We start from the raw sequence: 16,778 nt of genomic DNA on the forward strand, positions 1-16,778 counted from the left end.
TCCCTCCTTCTCTTTAATCTTCTACAATTGCTAAAATGTCATCTTCTCTTAAAATCAGATGTTCTTCTCCTTCGATTTTGATTTCAGTCCCTGCATATTTGCCGAAAAGTACCCTATCTCCCACTTTTACGCTCAAAGGTATCTTAGTTCCGTTATCGAGGTATTTTCCATCTCCAACAGCAACCACTTTTCCCTCTTGTGGTTTCTCCTTAGCTGAATCTGGAATTATAATTCCGCCCTTTGTCTTTTCCTCCTCCTGAATCCTTATCACAAGAACTCTGTCGTGCAATGGCCTAACCTTCATCATATCACTCTCCTTTCTTGATTTTTATTAGCAATCGCCCTTAAAAATTGCTAACTGAAATATAATAACGACCTAAATCTTTGTCAAGGGGAGAGATCCGGTTTCCAGAAAAATTTAAGAAGCTTTTAATTCCAGTACGAAGAAGGCGCCTTTTAGGCTTTGTATATGTTGAGTATATACCAAATTTACAGGCCCTCTTTTCTTAACTCTTCGATTAATCTCCTTTGCCTTTCTGTGAGTTTTTTGGGAATTTCGACTATCACTTCCACGTACTGATCACCGTTTATATTCCTTTTCGGGTCAGAAATACCAAGCCCTTTAAGTCTCATCTTTGAGTGGCTAGCAATCCCCGGAGGAATCTTTACCTTTTTTGGCCCCGAGATGCTCGGTACCTCAACCTCACCACCTAAAAGTGCATCGGTGAGCTTTATGTTCTTTGTCACGTATATATCATACCCTTCCCTTCTGAATACCGGATGTTCTCCGACTTTTATTGTTAAGTAAAGGTCACCAACCTCTCCTGTTATTGGATCCCGATTTCCCTTTCCGGGAAGTCGCAGCTTGGTACCTGTGGAAACCCCAATCGGAATCTTCACATTCACCTCTTCAAGCCTTCCATTTCTCACAAAAGAGATTCTTTTTTCGGCACCTTTTACCGCGTCCATGAATGGGATTTCAAGCTCGTAGTGGATATCCAGCCTTCCTTCAGATTTCTGTTCCCGTGTTACGAAGTCCCCAAAGTTGAAATCGAAGAACCTTCTTTTAGTTTGTGCTCTTCCAGGCTCTCTTCCAAATATTATGCTGAAGATATCTGTACTTCCAAAGCCCAGATCTCTAAAGAGATCACCGATGTTAAAACCGCGAAAGATGTCCTCTTCTGTGTAATACTTATGAAAATCGGTCATTCCATACGTGTCGTAATGTTTTCTCTTCTCCTTGTCACTAAGTACCGCGTAAGCCTCATTTATCTCCTTAAATTTTTCCTCAGCCTCTTTGTCTCCAGGGTTCCTGTCGGGATGGTATTTAAGTGCAAGTCTTCTATAAGCCTTCTTTATCTCCTCATCGGTTGCGTTCCTCGGAACCCCCAATATTTCGTAGTAATCTTTTTTTGCTGGCATAACTAACCTTCCCTGTATATGGCAACGTACTTGCCCATCGGATAGCCGGTAGATCTCATAACTTCACGGCATTTAATCTTCATGATATATAGTACGGGTCTTCTCGAAAATTCCGTAAGTGTCTCGTAGTTTCCCATTCCCTTAGATATTACAAAGGTTTCTCCCTCAAACAGATCCTTAAGCTGACCTTTGAGGTCGCTTTCTTTTAGCCCAACTTCCCCTGTATCTGTGGATAAAAACCGATTGAAGAACTCATATAACCCGTATCTTTCCACATCCCGCATAGATAGATCGTTTTGGACAGGTCTTTCTCTTACGACGTAGTAAACAGTCTTTCCCATCTTTTCTAATAAGTCAATAAGTGGAAGGTCAAAGAAAAAGTCCGAAACGTTATCACCGAGCATTAAAACGTCTTTCCTTTTTACAAGCTCATTTTCTATTCTGTCCATGTCCGCAAAAAAATCCATTTCCTCCCAGTTGTATTCCGGCTCAATAAAAAAGTCTGAAGAATTTCCTAAAGCTGAAAATTTCAAAACCCAAAAAAGATCATGGGAAAGTCTGCTTTTAAGACGCGATGATACATCTTTTGCAAGTTCGATTTCTCTAAGTTTTATTGACGCGTAGGGGTCTTCAACACCGTACTTCGCACTTATTGCATGCAATACCAGATTTGCTATGCTTGGGGGTGTCCTTTCACTTCCCCATTCTCTTCTTATTAGGTCCTCAAACTCTTCAATATCCGAACCATCAACTCCAATTAGCTCTAGAGTCCTTCTTGCAAGCCCAAGTATACAGGGAAAGCAAGAATCTCCAACCTTCATCTTCCAATTAAAAGATAAGAACGATCCTTCGCCGTTTCAACGTAAAACGGAAGTAAACACGACCTAAGATCCCTTAACCGTACCTATACTGAACACCATATTCTCCGCGAGGATAACGCCAAAGAATAGCACCTTTTACACAGGCGATCATGCATGTCCCGCATTCTAAACATCCGGAGTGCTCAACGGTTACTTCATTGGTCTCCTCGTTATACTTGTAAAGATTTCCGGGACAAACGATTAGACAGTATTTTTTTTCACAGTTACTACAAATTTCGCCCTTTATTTCAATGTGGCTTTCTCTGTCAATTTTTACTATGTTTTTGGCAAGTTTTTCCTCGACCTTCATATCTTTTTCGCAGAAAGTAAAACCTTTATTGTCCTTAGGCTTACCATCTCCTTAATAAAAGGCCAGAGAATATCCCATGTTTTCCCTTTTGGTCCACAACCAAAATAGGTGAGCTTTTCTAAGATCGCTGGAAACTTTTCTGGATAATGCGCGAAAATATCATCGTTATCCAAAAAATCCGGCATATGACGGAATGTATTGAGATCTTTGAGGACAAAGCTCTCCTTTAACTTATCCGCGTATCCTTTGAGGACGCTTTCGGAAAAGTCGCCTTTGTCATAAGCCTCTTTTATGGTTTCTGCGGCGAGTATCCCTGAAACTATCGCAAAGTCCATACCACGGACCGTAAAGCCCATATTGAGCGCCAACCCAGCCGCATCTCCAACGATAAGGACGCCATTCCCATAGAGCTTTGCGCAACCTCTAAAACCTGCCTCTGGGATTAAGTGGGCTGAGTATTCCAGAGTCTCTCCTTCACGGATGAGGGTTTTTATCTCAAACCTCTCCTTAAATCTTTCCAAAAGCTCGTACGTTTTTATTTTGGGGTAGGCGTTTATGACAGAGCTTATTTTGACGACAATCCCTAAAGAGACTGTATCTATGTTTGTGTAGAGGAAACCACCACCGAATATCCCTTCTGTAACATCTCCTATGAAAAGGTGGGCAACGCCTTCCCGTTCTCCAACGTTAAACCTCTCATTTATCGTGTTTGCGGAAAGCCCGATCACCTCTTTTATTCCCACGGCATAGTCGTTAGCTTTAAGCTCCTCTTTCAGTCCGAGTCTTCTCGTAAGAATAGAGAGAGCACCCTCTGCAATCACAACGACATTGGCGTAGAGCCTCTCGTCACCAACTGTAACACCATCTACCTTTCCATCAGTCATAATTAAACCGTCAACTCTGTACTTTGGCACCACAAGGACCCCTTGAGCCAAAAGTTTTTCCGCTATGTGCTTGTCAAGCCTTCCTCTAAGTACCGTGTAGCTGTGGTTTTCGTATCTTAGTTTTTCAGATGTGAAGTCAAAGGTTAAGGAACTATTTTTTGCAAGAAGCGTCCATCTTTCCCTCACAATTTTCCTTTCCAAAACCGAATCATCGAACATACCATCCATATATGGATAGACCGGATTAAGATATAACCTACCCCCAGTCATATTTTTTGTGCCAGGGAATTCGCCCCGTTCTAATACGAGAACGCTCAACCCACTATCCTTTAACCCGTAGGCGCAAGAAAGTCCAGCAAGGCCTCCACCCACAATTATCACATCCAGCCTTTCCATCTAGATCTCTTCTTTTGCCTTTTTCAATTCTTCCTTAAGGAGAGGTAGAATTTCGAAAAGATCATCGATTATCCCGTAGTCAGCGATATTGAAGATGGGAGCATTGGGATCCGAATTTATCGCAACGATCGTCTTTGAAGAGTCTATTCCCATTGTGTGATGAATTGCTCCGGAGATGCCACATGCTATGTATAGGAGGGGGGATACCGTCTTTCCACTCTTTCCGATCTGCTCTTCGTAACTTCTCCACTTTGCGTCCACAACGGATCTTGAGGCCCCAACCCTTCCACCCATTATTTCCGCTATCTCTTCGAGTATTTTAAAGTTCTCAGGAGATCTCATCCCTCTTCCGCCGCAGATTACAAAGTCTGCTTCCTCCAAAGCCACTTTCTTTTCCTCTTTCTTTTCCGATCTCAAGAACTTAATTTTAGGGTTCTCTTTTATGACCACTTCCTCCTTCAAAACCTCTCCTTTTGAACCTTTCTTGGCGAGCGGAAAACTGTTCGGCCGTACGGTTACGACTGCTTTTTTTTCGCCTTCAAGAAAACTAGTCGATATAACCCTTCCTCCAAAGAGAGGCTTTTTGAAAAATAGGTTTCCGTCCTTCATCTCAAGTCCGGTTATGTCCGCAACTATCGCCCAGTCGAGCATACATGAAACTTTTGGGAGTAAGAACCTACTATAGCCCGTGTGAGGTCCTAAAATGAAAGAAAACCTAAATTTCTCAACAAGTGAAAATAACGCACTCGCGTAGGAGTGCAATATGAAGTCTTTGAGTCTCTCATCATCTACGACTATTACAAAATCTACATACTCTTTTAGGTCTTCGGCTTGTGATTCAACTCCGTAACCTAATAAAGCCGCATAAAGCTTAGAACCGAACGACTCCTTAAGTCTATTACCCACCTCTAAAACTTCGTACGACACCTTTCTCACACTATTATTTTTGAGCTCCACATAGGCCAAAACGTCATTTACCATTTTTGCACCTCTATAAGGCCTTTGCTTCTTCTTTTAAGAGAGCCACAAGCTTTGTGACCTTTTCTTTCGGTGTTTTACCCTCGATGATTTTCACCGCTGGCCTTTTAGGTGGAGGTTCGTATCCTAAAATTACAGTCCTTGGGGAAGCAGAAATAAGGGATGTGGGCTCTATCGATGGAATCTGGGCCCTCATAGCCTTCATGACACCCGTTATGGCGGGCACTCTCGGCTCGTTTATCCCTTTCCTTAAAGAGAAGACTGCGGGTAACTCAACCTTATAGCTTAAAAGCTCACCATCGATCTCCGAATCAACAGTCACGGTCTTTTCGTCTTCGAATTCCATTTTCACAACCGAACCGACGTAAGGGACATCTAAACTTTCCGCAACTAGAACTCCCATTATCCCATTTTCGTCATCCATTGCCCTCTCTCCACAGAGAATCATGTCGAACCCCTCATTTTTCGCGAAGGTAGCAAGTATCTTTGCCGTATAACCTGGGTCTCCGATTCCGTATGTTTGCGCCTCTATGAGTATCCCTCTATCACCACCCATAGCTATGGCGGTTCTAAGCACTTCTTGAGCCTTTTTTGGCCCGTAACTTACGGCAACTATCTCGCAACTCTGCCATTTTTCCTTTATTCTTATGGCCTCTTCGATGGCAAACTCATCAAAGAAATTAAGACTGAATCGTTCTTCATAGTCTATTGATTTGCCATCATCCTTTATACTGAGCTTCGCTTCCGAGTCTAGGATCTGTTTAACAAAAACGAGCACCTTCAATTTTCTCCTCCGGTTATAGCTTCCCGATTATACTCCTTCCTATAAAATCCTTCAACACCTCGTGTGTACCCCCGCCGTATAGCAAAAATCTCGCATCCCTAAAGTACCTTTGCGGATTATATTCCCGCGCAAACGCGTTTGCCCCAAAAATCCGTGTCACTTCGTCGACAACCTTTAGACAAACCTCGGTCGCGAACATTTTTGCCTCAGCCGCAATTATCCTCGCATCCATCTTATTCTCCAATAACCATGCTCCGTAATAGACTAGAAGCCTTGCCGCATTCATAAGGGCGTCCATTTCGGCAAATTTTTCTCTTATGAGCTGATAGTTACCTATGGGCTGACCGAAGGCAACCCTCTTTCTTGCGTATTCGAGCCCTTCCTCATAGGCGGCACGTGCCAAGCCTAGTGCCATCGCACCTGTCATAAGCCTTACCTCTTCAAGTATCTCCCCTATGTATTGCATACCCTTTCCAAGTTCCTCACCTAAAAAATTCTCGTCTGGCACCCATACATCATCGAAGATCAGTTCACCGGTTACTGTTCCTCGACAACCGAGTTTATCTATTATCTGGCCTGCAGAAAAACCGGGCATCCCTTTTTCAACTAGAAAGAAGTTGAGCCCTTTCACACCAAGAGACGGGTCGACAGTTGCCAAAACCGTGCAGAAATCGCAGATCGGCCCGTTGGTTATCCACATCTTCGTTCCCTTGATTCTCCAGCCATTTCCATCCTTTATAGCCCTTGTTCTCGTTGCGGCAAGATCGGACCCGGAATGGTCCTCAGTGAAACATATGGTGGCTATCTTTTCACCCCTCATTGCCGGATAGAGGCATCTCTGCTTTACGGCCTCACTCCCGAACCTATAAATAAAGTAGGTTCCCATAAGAATGTTCATTATGACACTCTGGGCAAATCCCACAGATCCTCTCGTTATCTCTTCGTAAAATATCATGCACATGATTTTATCCGCGTTCATCCCCCCTATTTCTTCTGGATAACGAAGTCCAAGGTATCCTAGCTTCGCAAACTCTCTCCAAAGATCCCAAGGAAACTCATCTTTTTCGTCTATCTCCTTTGCCTTTGGAACTATCATTCTATCTACTGTTTCTTTTATCGTTTTTCTAAAAAATTCCTGCGCTTCTGTGAGCCTGAAGTCCATATTTTCACACCCCTTTTTTTGACTTTGTATACAATATTTTAAGGGGTTCTATTTGTCAAGAAAAAGATCTCCTGCTTTTTAAGCTTCGAGAAAGGGGTATATCTTTTTTGCTCTTGTTGGATGCTTCAGTTTCTTTAGAGCTTTTGCTTCGATCTGTCTTATCCTCTCCCTTGTCACTTCGAAAATCTGTCCAACTTCCTCAAGTGTGTAATGCTGTTTCTCCCCTATTCCAAACCTCATTCTTATAACCTTTTCCTCCCGCGGACTCAAGGTTGCAAGAATTTTTTCTATTTGCTCTCTCAAATCGTTCAATATTGCGTAGTCCTGCGGCGATGGGGTTTTTTTGTCCTCTATGAAGTCGCTTAAATGGCTATCCTCCTCATCGTTAATCGGAGTTTCTAAGGAAATCGGTTCTTTTGTTATCCGAAGAACCTTTCTCACTTTGTCCGGAGGAAGACCGATACGGGATGCTATCTCTTCTGGACTCGGTTCACGCCCATTTTCTTGGACTAGTTCTCTCGAAATCTTTATAATTTTATTTATCGTTTCAATCATGTGAACCGGAATCCTTATTGTCCTTGCTTGATCAGCGATCGCTCTCGTGATTGCCTGTCTGACCCACCATGTCGCATAGGTACTGAACTTATAGCCCCTTTTGTACTCGAATCCTTCCACTGCCTTCATAAGGCCTAAATTCCCTTCTTGAACGAGATCCAGAAATGAGAGGCCTCTGTTAAGGTACCTCTTAGCTATGCTCACAACGAGTCTCAGGTTCGCTTTCACAAGAACGTTTTTGGCCTCGGTATACCTTCTTTCCGCATCCACAATCCGGGACACGTATTTTTTAAGTTTTTTTGAAGAAATTCCTGCCTCCTTTTCTATATGTTTGAGAGCTCTTTTTAGCTCTTTCTTCCTTTCCTCATCCGCACTCCCCATCTCCCTTTCTATATCTTCCACTTTCGCAAGAAGGCTCTTCATCTCTTTTATTATCGATTCCGTTATCTTTTTGCCAAGACTCAACTCTTTTATTATGTTTTCAATCTCCTTTAGGTGTTCTTTCTTTTCTTTTTTGTCTTTCGCTCTATCTAGCCTTTCTTTTGCCTTTTTCAATTTCTCTAAAAGGTTTATGACCCTTTCCGCTTCATCTTCAATTTCGCCTTCCTCCTCGAAAGAATCGAATGTGATCTCCCGTAAGATCGAACTCGTCCTTTTGAGCTTAGGCAGAATGTCGAGTAACTCCTTTACAGTTCCTGGGTACGAGATTAGCACCTTATTCATCTCCCTCTTTGCCTCTTCAATTTCTTTTGCTACTTTTAATTCCTCTTCCCTCGTCAAAAGTTTTAGATTTCCCATTTCACGGATGTAATGTCTTACAGGATTCGTGATGTCGTCCTCGTATCCACTTCCAATAGCATCATCCAAAAGTCCTTCAAACCCATCTTCCACAAAAGAATCGAAGGGTGCCTCATCGAGATCGAAACTCTCTATCTCTTCAAAGATACCTCCTTGTTCTTCGGTTTTACTCAATAAATTTAGAACCTCGCCATCTTCGTGCGAGTCCTCGTAGGGAAAGTAAACCCTAAGGTCCTCGTCCATTTTAACCCCCCTTTAATTTAACTACTTGAAGGTTGTTAAAACCTTCTTCTTTTCCGCAAGAATCTCAAAGATCCTCTTTTCATCCTTTTCTTTTTCTGCCAATTTCAGCTCTTCCGTGAGAGATCTTAACTTCTCTTTAGCACTTTTTTGCTTTATGTATTTCACATAATCCTCAATTAATTTCCTTTTGGCATCGCTTTCGAGCTTTTGCGTTTCAAAGACACCGGAAATTATGGAGATACGCAGATCCTCGTCACCGATCTCACTTAAGTATCTATTGATATGGAAATTTGAACTTCTAATCCCTATCTCAAAAAATCTCTCTATCAAAGCCTTAACTCCAACGTCAGGAATCCTTTCCACTACCTCCTTGAGGCCTGACGAATACGCAAGATCTGGATCATTAAGGATTATACCTATGATAGTTTTATTTACAGGCACCAAACCTTTACTCTCATTAGTTTCCGTCTCATCCTTTTTCATCTTCTGCCTAAGCTCATCCCAAAAGATGTTTTCGTCTAAGCCCGTAAGTTCAGAAACCCTTCTCACATAGAGCCTCTTTTGCAAATTGTCCTTCATCTGTTCTATATAGGGCATAACATCCCTTATGAAAGCCAGTTTTTTTTGGGTCGTCTCCATACCACGAGTTTTTCTTAGATGTTCAAAATAGTACTCAAGGATTGGCAATCTTCTATCTAGCAAAGATTGTAAAGCTTCCAAATCTCCTTTCCTCACAAGGCTATCGGGATCTTCACCTTCTGGGAGTAACACCATCTCTCCATTCACATTCAAGGATGAAAAAATGTCCATGGCCCTTAATGCGCTCTTTATCCCAGCATCGTCTGGATCTAACATAAGGGTTATGTTTTCAGTATAATTTTTTAGTCTTCTTATTTGCTCTTCAGTAATTGCGGTTCCCAAAGAAGCAACAACATTTTTTAGCCCGCATCTAAATAACGATATCACGTCGAAATAACCTTCAACTATTATCGCCAAGTTCTTTTCAAGGATATACTTTTTTGCCTTGTCTAATCCAAAAAGAACGTTCCTTTTGGAAAAAACAGACGATTCCGGTGAGTTTATGTACTTCGGCAGCCTATCATCTATGCTTCTTCCCCCAAAGCCAATCACTTTTCCATTTACGTCAAAAATGGGGATGATGATCCTTCCCCGAAATATATCCTGAATCCCCTTTTCTGATATTTTAAAGATCCCGGTAGAAAGAAAAACATCTTTTGGGATATTGGAAGTCGAAAGAAATTCATCGATCTCTTTTCCGCTAAAGCCAAGTTTAAACTCTTCTTGGGTTGCTGGATCTATCCCCCTTTCCTTCAGATAGTTGAGAGCAGTTTCATTATTTTTCAGGCACCTCTGATAAAAGACCAGAAGTTCGGCCAGCGCATCGTAAACCGAAGATGTTTTCGCTTTCCAGTCCTTAAGGGGTATTCCGTATTCTCTCGCTATGGCTTCAGTAGCATCATGAAAATCGAGGTTCTCCACCTTCATCATGAAGTTTATTGCATTTCCACCTGTCTGACATCCAAAACAGTAGAAGAGTTGTTTTTCTGGACTCACTGTAAATGAGGGGGTCTTCTCCTTGTGAAAGGGGCATAGTCCAACAAAATTGCGGCCAGATCTTTTAAGCTTTACGTACTTAGATACGATGTCGACTATGTCTATCTTTTCTAAAAGCTCAGCGATCCCGTACTTCATTTGAGATTTACGACCGTCACACCGGGATTTTTGTCGTCAGGTTTAAAATCCATTACATATTTCGATGTTGACAGATATTCCCTGACCTTTGACATGAGCTTTCCTGTCCCTATTCCGTGAAGAATTTTTACCCTTGTTACCCCGTTTAGAATAGCCCGGTCCATAAATCGCTCGAGGGATTCTATGGCATCTTCAACTGTCATACCTCTAAGATTGAGATTCCACTCGTTTAAATTCTCATTAACTACTCTTATTTCCGGTCCGCCCTCTTTTATGACTTCCTCTCTCCCATCTAGCTTTATTAAGTTTTTTCTATCAATCTTCGTCCTCACATTCCCAATTACTATCTCATAAAGGTCATCATCCAAGATTCTAGATACGTAACCTTGGCTTCCTATGTTTTTAATCCTTACCAGGTCTCCGACTTTTATATCTTCAAGCAGTTCTTTCTCTTCCCTCTCAACCTTTAACGTTCCTTTTATCGCTTTTAATAAAGTCGCAGCCCGCTTAATGGAAGCCCTTTCCTTTTTTGATATCTCTTCCTCTACCTCTTTGATTTTGGTCTCTAATTCTTCTATTTTTGATCTAAATCTCTCCTCTATCTTCTTTAAGATCTCTTTTTTTCTTTCGCTTACGGATTCGAGCTTTCTTTTGAGGGCTGCCTTTGTCGCGGCAATTTCCTCTTTTTCCTTTTCAAGAGTTTCTTTTTCTTTTTTTAAAGATTCTATAAGATCTGTGAGTATGTATTCTTGCTTACCCAGATACTCAACGCTCCTTTGTACGATCTTTTCCGGAAGACCAACAAATCTCGCCACATCTAAAGCACAGCTTGTACCCGAGATTCCATATATGAGCCTGTATAAGGGCACCATTCTTTCCGTATCGTAGGCGCATGCTACATTTTCGGCAAATTCTTTTGTAAAACCATAGCCTTTGAGGTGGGCAAGGTGTGTGGTTACAACTATCTTACAGCCCTTCTCCACAAAGGCATCGATTACCGCCATAGAGAGAGCAGAGGCCTCCTGGGGGTCTGTTCCTCCTCCTATCTCGTCGACGAGAATAAGTTCACCACCTTCTGCGTTCTGGTAAATATCTCTTAAACCTATTACGTGGGACGTGAAGCTACTTAGGTCTTTGGATAGGTCTTGCTCGTCCCCAATCAGGGCGTATATTTTCTTAAAAAGAGGGATTCTAGCCTTATAAGATGCTGGCACGAACATACCAGAATACGCCATAAGAAGAAGAAGTCCGATTGTCTTTAAAGCGACAGTTTTTCCTCCTGCATTGGGACCACTGATTATGAGGACGCTTTTATCTTTTTTGAAGATTATGTCTATAGGCACGACATTATCACCCTTGTAACTCCGTAAAATGGGGTTTACCGCATCTTTTACGTAGAGATCTCCAGATTCTACGACCTCTGGTCTGACACAGCTAAAGTCAATGGCAAAGGAAGCCAAAGACGAAAAAAAGTCAAGTTCCTTTATAAGCTCAATGTTTCTTTTAATAATCAATATCTGGTCATTCACCTGAGATGTAAGCTCTTTAAGTATCCTTTCCTCTTCCTCCCTCTCCATCTTTTCAAGCACGTTTATCTCGTTATTGAGCCCCACACATTCGATAGGTTCCACAAATGAAGTCTTAAGCGTATGAGAGTAATCGTGGACGATCCCCTCGACGGCCTGATTGAAGTTGGGTTTCATGGGGATTACGTACCTTCCGTTTCTGATTGTAATGTAATTATCCTGAAGGAAGTTTCTGAACCTATCACTCTCTATTAGCTTTTCCATATACCTTTTTATCTTTGACCTTTTCACCTGGAGCTCTTTTCTTATCTCCAATAACTCGAAAGACGCGTTGTCCTCCACGTACCCTTCCTTATTTATAATTTTTGCGATCCTTTTCTTTAGTTCCGGAAGCGGATCGAGACCCTCTAAAACCCGCGTTAAGTATCTACCCCTTTTGGGAAGCTTCCTCAAAAAGACGGCGAGGTCATGAACTGACTGTAGAAAAGACTCGAGTAAAAGAAACTCTTTAGCTTCCAAAAAAGTGTTCCCGATCGAAACCCTCTTTACAATTTCCCTTATGTCTGGGATTCCAAAAAGGGGAAGCTTGCCGTATCTACTGATAACTTCTAGAACTTCTCCTACGACTTCGTGTCTTTCTTTTATAATCGCTATGTCGTAGGTCGGTCTCAATTCCAGTATGGTTGGAGGTGCGTACTCGGTCTGGGCATATGATTTTAAAAGATGGAGGATCTTTAAGTAATCAAGGTAGTGTAATGTATTGTCTGGCATAAGTGCTTCAAAAGCTATCCGTTATCATTGAGATAGCCTCTTGAGCACCATTTCGTTTAGGGTCTTTCCGTCTATTCGTCCAGGATAGTTTTCCATTATAAGCTTCATAACCTTGCCTAAGTCTTTTTTATCCTTTGCCCCAACATTCCGGATAGTATCTTCCACAATCCTTTCTATCTCATCATGGGTTAGAGGTGGGGGCAAAAGTTCCTTTAAAATTTCGAGTTCCTTTTCCTCTTTTTTTACCAGATCCTGCCTTTCCCCTTTTTTGAAGCTTTCAATCGACTCTTCGTGCTGTTTAATTAGGCTCTTTACAATCTGATAGATTTCCCCTTCCGTTAGCTCTTTTCCCTTTTCGATCTCTTTATTTTTGATTTGGGTAAGAAGAATCCTATAAACGGAGATCTTTACTTTATCCTGGCTCTTTAGGGCCTGCTTTAGGCCTTCCTCAATTGCCTTTTTTTTCTGCATTACTTTAATACAGGCCCTTCTCCATTATCTTGCGAAGCTTTTTAAGCGCCCTCTTTTTTGCAGCTAGAATCTTTTTCTTCCTTCTTACACTCGGTTTTTCGTAATGTTCACGTTTTTTGATTTCTGAGAGTATCCCTGTCTTTTCACACTGTTTTTTAAATCTTTTCAAGGCGCTTTCTAAGGATTCACCTTCCTTTACTATAACAGCGGGCATACATTTCCCTCCCTCCGTTCTAAGTTTAAGTGGTATATTTAAACCTAAAAGAAGAGAGAGTGTCAATAAATTGCCAAATGGTAGGCTTTATGAGTTTTATCCTTAGCGAAAACGCAGAATCCTGTGCGGAAATCCAGAAAACTCTAATTTTTCGGCAAAAGAACTGAGACTAAGATAAAAAGATTAGTCTGGACTCGACGAGAAAAGAAACGTAAAATTATGACCGAAACATGCGAAAAAGGTTTGAAGCCTTACCGATTTCAAAAAAGACCTTTCTTATAGGATTTATTTCTCTCACGTTGGCTCTATTTTTTTTCTCGATTGTCACCTTCTTTCTAGAAATAGCTGAACTTAAAAACCTCTACGTTTCTCAACTCAGCTCAATTTCAGAAGTGTTAGGAAAGAATCTGGCATCCGCATTAGCGACCGAAAACCGCGAGATAGCAAATTCGGTTCTTAACTCTTTGAAGGAGATGAATAGAATAGAACAGGCAATTCTCTTTGACGAAACAAAGAGGGTCTTTTCGTACTATAAAGCTTGCAACTCTCCTTTCGAAATTCCTGAAAGACTCGACAGATGCGAAAAAGCCCGCTTTCCGATGAGGAAGTTACAGGTCTGCACAGCGATTTTAGGACCTGACGAAAAAAAGTACGTCGGATACCTACTACTTACCGCAGACATTACAGGTTTTTACCGGAGGATAGGGACATATGCTTTCGTTCTTGTTACCTTCTTGGGCCTTACATACATTTTGGCCTCTTCCATCCTTCGCAAAATCACAGGTTCGGTTTACGAACCTTTAAGGGAATTCGTGAACTTTATAAGGGGAATAACTCAAAGTAGGGATTATACACGGCGCTTTAAGTTGGACAACAGGGATGAGATCGGATTCCTCGCAGATGCATTTAACGAAATGTTAGATATAGTGGAAAAGCATAAAGCGGAGCTAGAAAAACACCAGAAGTACCTCGAATCCCTCATCCAAGAAAGGACACGAGAACTAAACATCACTTATGAAAAACTGGAAAAGGAGCTAAAAGAAAAGATTAGGGCTCAGGATGCCCTAATAGAGTCAAAAATGAGATATGAAACGGTTTTTGAAGCGTGTCCGTCCGCCCTCATAATTACCGATCCAAATGGGGTAATAGAGGAAGTCAATAACGCCTTTCTTTTTATGACCGGTTACGAAAGGGAGGAAATTGTAGGAAGAAATGTTATCGACTTTATAGCAGAGGATAAAAAAGAAGTTGTCCGCTCTATGCTAAAGGTCGATTCCTCCGACTGGAAAGGAGAAAAGATTCAAGACACAGAAATAGGAATCGTCACGAAGACAGGGGAAAAAAGAAAGGCAATATTCACAGTTACCCCGATGCCCAAGATGGGTGATCTCCTCTTCTCTATAACGGATGTCACCGAGCTCAAAAGACTTGAAGAGGAACTCGTCCAAGCCCAAAAGCTCGATGCCATTGGTAAGCTCGCGGGAGGTGTTGCTCACGACTTCAACAACCTCCTCACCGTCATTCTCGGTTACTGCTCGCTCATCAAAAACTCTCAGGTTCCGGATAAGATACGAAAGTTCTTGGAATCCATAGAGTCCGCGGCAAATAGGGGAAAAGACCTCACAAGCGGACTTCTAGCCTTCAGTAGAAGACAACCTAGCCAGCCTAAACCTCTGAATGTCAATGAAATAATACTAGAGTTTGCAAAGATGGTAAAACGACTTACGCCACCGAATATAACTTTAGAAATAGAGCTTGTATCTACTGATCCTATCGTGCTTGCTGACGAATCCCAGGTTAACCAAGTGCTCCTCAATTTGGTTACCAATGCAATCGACGCTATGCCGGATGGGGGGAGACTGAAGATTAAAACCGAAATTGTGTCTTTGGACAAAAGACTAAGGAAGCTTCGTGAGCCTGCCCAAGAGGGTCAATATGTGGTCATTACGGTATCTGATACTGGGGTTGGGATCGAAGAAGAGTTTCTCGATCGTATATTTGAGCCTTTTTTCACAACAAAGCCAAAAGGGAAGGGTATCGGTCTCGGCTTATCCATAGTTTACGGAATCGTGAGTCAAAACAATGGATTTATTGACGTTAAAAGTAAAAAAGGTGAAGGCACTCAGTTCTCCATTTACTTTCCTTTGCTGTCCCAGGAAAAGATCGAACCCATAAAACCCGAAAAAGAACCTTCGCAAGACTTGAAAAAGGGTTCGGGCGAACTCATACTCGTTGCCGAGGATGACGAAAATGTAAGGTCCTTTCTCAAGCTCCTCCTTGAGGACTTCGGTTACCGGGTACTTGAAGCTAAAGATGGCAAAGATGCATTGGAAAAATTCTTGGCCCAAAAGGATGAGATTGCCCTGGCTATCTTAGATGTAGTGATGCCGAGGATGACAGGCAGGGAGGTTTATGAGGCAATAAGGAATACTCTACCTTCTCTCCCTGTGGTTCTTATGAGCGGATACGCCTACGATCACATAACTAAAGAAGTTCCACTCGATGTTCCGCTTGTACAAAAACCCATCTCCGTAGAAAACCTGCTCTTCGTTGTAGAGTCAAGTCTAAAGAAAGGGAATCTCGGATAAATGGAGGACCCCATGCAGACAGCTTACGATTTTCTAAAGGAAAACCGGGTATTCTTCATAGCCACTACTTATTCTTTTTGACCAAGAGTGAGACCGTTCGGTTTCATTATGAAGAGGAATGAAAAGCTTTACTTCTGTACAAACAAAAAAAAGGAAGTTTACAGAGATTTGAAAGAAAACCCCCAAATTGAGGTATGCGCTCTTTCTAAAGATACTAAAAAGTGGATAAGGATAAGAGGAGAAGTGATCTTCGATGAATCCGAAGAGGCAAAAGCACAGGTATTCGAAGAAGCTCCCCATCTTCTATCCGTATCCCCTAAAGGAAAGGACGATGAGACCTTCGTTACATTTTATCTTGAGAAGGCATCGGCAATGGAGTTCTCAATAGGAAAAGATCCAAAAAGTATCCCAATCCTTTAAGTTAAAAGTTTCTGTGCTTAAGCTTTTTGCAGAGGAGAGATTTTTTTCCCATGCTTAGAGAAAGATCCTTCTCAATATAGCCTTTGTTACAACGCCGAGAAGTTTTGGTTGGGCAACAAAAAGTTTCAGCACTATTTTTGATAGCTCGTCCCTTGTGTGAGATCTCAAAATAGACATAAACTTCGGATTAAGAATTCTTATGAGATGGTCATAGTCTTCATCTTCAAAAAGATGAAGTATTCTTCTTGCTATTACGTGGACGAGAAGCTCTTTTTTTAACGGTTTTAAAAACTCGTCAACAGGTCTACCCGCAAGAATAGACCTTGCACAAGCAATACCTCCTTTTAGCCCCGAAACGAGACCTCCAACAGTTGTGGCTTTAACCTGTGCGCAGGAATCACCGGCAAAAAGAATCCTTTTCTTTTTCTTGTCCTTATGAGGCATTCTAACTGAGGGGATGGGAACAATCTCTCCTTTTTGCCTCTCTATTACCTTTATCCGATGCTTATTTACAAAGTCCTCAAGGATCCGCTCCGTCTCGTCCTGTGTGTCGGCTATTACTCCGACAACTCCCGATTTTTCCCCTTCGGGAATAAACCAATAGAAGAATTTCGTCTTTTCCACATCAAACCATATGTCGACTATATGCTTGTGCCCGCAATCCGGCATATGGACTCTTACCT

The 16,778-nt window shown here is 41.8% G+C and carries 16 protein-coding genes; 2 read left to right on the forward strand and 14 right to left on the reverse strand.

Annotated elements, in window-relative coordinates; all coding sequences use genetic code 11:
* Nucleotides 1–13: 13 nt before the first annotated feature.
* From groES to rpsU, 13 genes are all read right to left on the reverse strand, one after another.
* Entirely contained in the window at nt 14–304 is a 291-nt protein-coding gene (gene groES, locus NZ583_01590; protein ID MCS7280309.1) for a co-chaperone GroES, read from the reverse strand.
* Between the two features lie 185 nt (nt 305–489).
* Nucleotides 490–1,422: a DnaJ domain-containing protein gene (locus NZ583_01595; protein ID MCS7280310.1), complete on the reverse strand. Its 933-nt coding sequence runs from the start codon at nt 1,420–1,422 to the stop codon at nt 490–492.
* A gap of 2 nt (nt 1,423–1,424) precedes the next feature.
* Nucleotides 1,425–2,243 carry an ARMT1-like domain-containing protein gene (locus tag NZ583_01600; protein MCS7280311.1) on the reverse strand — a complete coding sequence of 273 codons (819 nt, stop codon included), beginning with the start codon at nt 2,241–2,243 and terminating at the stop codon, nt 1,425–1,427.
* Between the two features lie 73 nt (nt 2,244–2,316).
* On the reverse strand, nt 2,317–2,592 hold the full coding sequence (locus tag NZ583_01605) for a 4Fe-4S dicluster domain-containing protein (GenBank protein ID MCS7280312.1): 276 nt from the start codon (nt 2,590–2,592) through the stop codon (nt 2,317–2,319).
* Nucleotides 2,589–3,872: an FAD-dependent oxidoreductase gene (locus NZ583_01610; GenBank protein MCS7280313.1), complete on the reverse strand. Its 1,284-nt coding sequence runs from the start codon at nt 3,870–3,872 to the stop codon at nt 2,589–2,591. Before NZ583_01610 ends, NZ583_01605 begins: the two co-directional genes overlap by 4 nt.
* A complete protein-coding gene (locus NZ583_01615) occupies nt 3,873–4,853 on the reverse strand; it encodes an electron transfer flavoprotein subunit alpha/FixB family protein (protein ID MCS7280314.1) in 981 nt (326 codons plus the stop codon). It abuts the gene before it with no gap.
* Between the two features lie 10 nt (nt 4,854–4,863).
* On the reverse strand, nt 4,864–5,628 hold the full coding sequence (locus NZ583_01620) for an electron transfer flavoprotein subunit beta/FixA family protein (GenBank protein ID MCS7280315.1): 765 nt from the start codon (nt 5,626–5,628) through the stop codon (nt 4,864–4,866).
* Nucleotides 5,629–5,647: 19 nt separating this feature from the next.
* A complete protein-coding gene (locus NZ583_01625) occupies nt 5,648–6,796 on the reverse strand; it encodes an acyl-CoA dehydrogenase family protein (GenBank protein ID MCS7280316.1) in 1,149 nt (382 codons plus the stop codon).
* A gap of 78 nt (nt 6,797–6,874) precedes the next feature.
* Complete coding sequence (gene rpoD, locus NZ583_01630) at nt 6,875–8,392, reverse strand: RNA polymerase sigma factor RpoD (protein MCS7280317.1); 1,518 nt, start codon at nt 8,390–8,392, stop codon at nt 6,875–6,877.
* Between the two features lie 21 nt (nt 8,393–8,413).
* Complete coding sequence (dnaG, locus tag NZ583_01635; GenBank protein ID MCS7280318.1) at nt 8,414–10,105, reverse strand: DNA primase; 1,692 nt, start codon at nt 10,103–10,105, stop codon at nt 8,414–8,416.
* Complete coding sequence (locus NZ583_01640; protein MCS7280319.1) at nt 10,102–12,402, reverse strand: Smr/MutS family protein; 2,301 nt, start codon at nt 12,400–12,402, stop codon at nt 10,102–10,104. The genes dnaG and NZ583_01640 overlap by 4 nt, the downstream gene beginning before the upstream one ends.
* 24 nt (nt 12,403–12,426) lie before the next feature.
* Nucleotides 12,427–12,873, reverse strand: a complete 447-nt coding sequence (locus NZ583_01645) for a GatB/YqeY domain-containing protein (protein ID MCS7280320.1) — start codon at nt 12,871–12,873, stop codon at nt 12,427–12,429.
* A gap of 4 nt (nt 12,874–12,877) precedes the next feature.
* The gene (rpsU, locus tag NZ583_01650; GenBank protein ID MCS7280321.1) at nt 12,878–13,087 is read right to left on the reverse strand and encodes a 30S ribosomal protein S21; all 210 of its coding nucleotides are present in this window, start codon (nt 13,085–13,087) and stop codon (nt 12,878–12,880) included.
* A gap of 230 nt (nt 13,088–13,317) precedes the next feature.
* Here rpsU and NZ583_01655 point away from each other — a divergent pair, with 230 nt between their 5' ends.
* Nucleotides 13,318–15,675 carry an ATP-binding protein gene (locus NZ583_01655; GenBank protein MCS7280322.1) on the forward strand — a complete coding sequence of 786 codons (2,358 nt, stop codon included), beginning with the start codon at nt 13,318–13,320 and terminating at the stop codon, nt 15,673–15,675.
* A gap of 87 nt (nt 15,676–15,762) precedes the next feature.
* A complete protein-coding gene (locus tag NZ583_01660; GenBank protein MCS7280323.1) occupies nt 15,763–16,095 on the forward strand; it encodes a pyridoxamine 5'-phosphate oxidase family protein in 333 nt (110 codons plus the stop codon).
* A gap of 54 nt (nt 16,096–16,149) precedes the next feature.
* Here the strand turns inward: NZ583_01660 and NZ583_01665 are convergent.
* Nucleotides 16,150–16,778: hypothetical protein (locus tag NZ583_01665; protein ID MCS7280324.1), on the reverse strand; the 629-nt coding region annotated here is incomplete at its 5' end.

It is taken from the genome of Thermodesulfobacteriota bacterium (assembly GCA_025062045.1).
Lineage (GTDB): Bacteria > Desulfobacterota > Syntrophorhabdia > Syntrophorhabdales > JANXAF01 > JANXAF01.

What these genes read in the sequence shown, in the direction of transcription:
- groES (MCS7280309.1), bottom strand. Translation starts at nt 304, where the DNA reads ATGAAGGTTAGGCCATTGCACGACAGAGTTCTTGTGATAAGGATTCAG.
- NZ583_01595 (MCS7280310.1), bottom strand. Translation starts at nt 1,422, where the DNA reads ATGCCAGCAAAAAAAGATTACTACGAAATATTGGGGGTTCCGAGGAAC.
- NZ583_01600 (MCS7280311.1), bottom strand. Translation starts at nt 2,243, where the DNA reads ATGAAGGTTGGAGATTCTTGCTTTCCCTGTATACTTGGGCTTGCAAGA.
- NZ583_01605 (MCS7280312.1), bottom strand. Translation starts at nt 2,592, where the DNA reads ATGAAGGTCGAGGAAAAACTTGCCAAAAACATAGTAAAAATTGACAGA.
- NZ583_01610 (MCS7280313.1), bottom strand. Translation starts at nt 3,872, where the DNA reads ATGGAAAGGCTGGATGTGATAATTGTGGGTGGAGGCCTTGCTGGACTT.
- NZ583_01615 (MCS7280314.1), bottom strand. Translation starts at nt 4,853, where the DNA reads ATGGTAAATGACGTTTTGGCCTATGTGGAGCTCAAAAATAATAGTGTG.
- NZ583_01625 (MCS7280316.1), bottom strand. Translation starts at nt 6,796, where the DNA reads ATGGACTTCAGGCTCACAGAAGCGCAGGAATTTTTTAGAAAAACGATA.
- rpoD (MCS7280317.1), bottom strand. Translation starts at nt 8,392, where the DNA reads ATGGACGAGGACCTTAGGGTTTACTTTCCCTACGAGGACTCGCACGAA.
- dnaG (MCS7280318.1), bottom strand. Translation starts at nt 10,105, where the DNA reads ATGAAGTACGGGATCGCTGAGCTTTTAGAAAAGATAGACATAGTCGAC.
- NZ583_01640 (MCS7280319.1), bottom strand. Translation starts at nt 12,402, where the DNA reads ATGCCAGACAATACATTACACTACCTTGATTACTTAAAGATCCTCCAT.
- NZ583_01645 (MCS7280320.1), bottom strand. Translation starts at nt 12,873, where the DNA reads ATGCAGAAAAAAAAGGCAATTGAGGAAGGCCTAAAGCAGGCCCTAAAG.
- rpsU (MCS7280321.1), bottom strand. Translation starts at nt 13,087, where the DNA reads ATGCCCGCTGTTATAGTAAAGGAAGGTGAATCCTTAGAAAGCGCCTTG.
- NZ583_01655 (MCS7280322.1), top strand. Translation starts at nt 13,318, where the DNA reads ATGCGAAAAAGGTTTGAAGCCTTACCGATTTCAAAAAAGACCTTTCTT.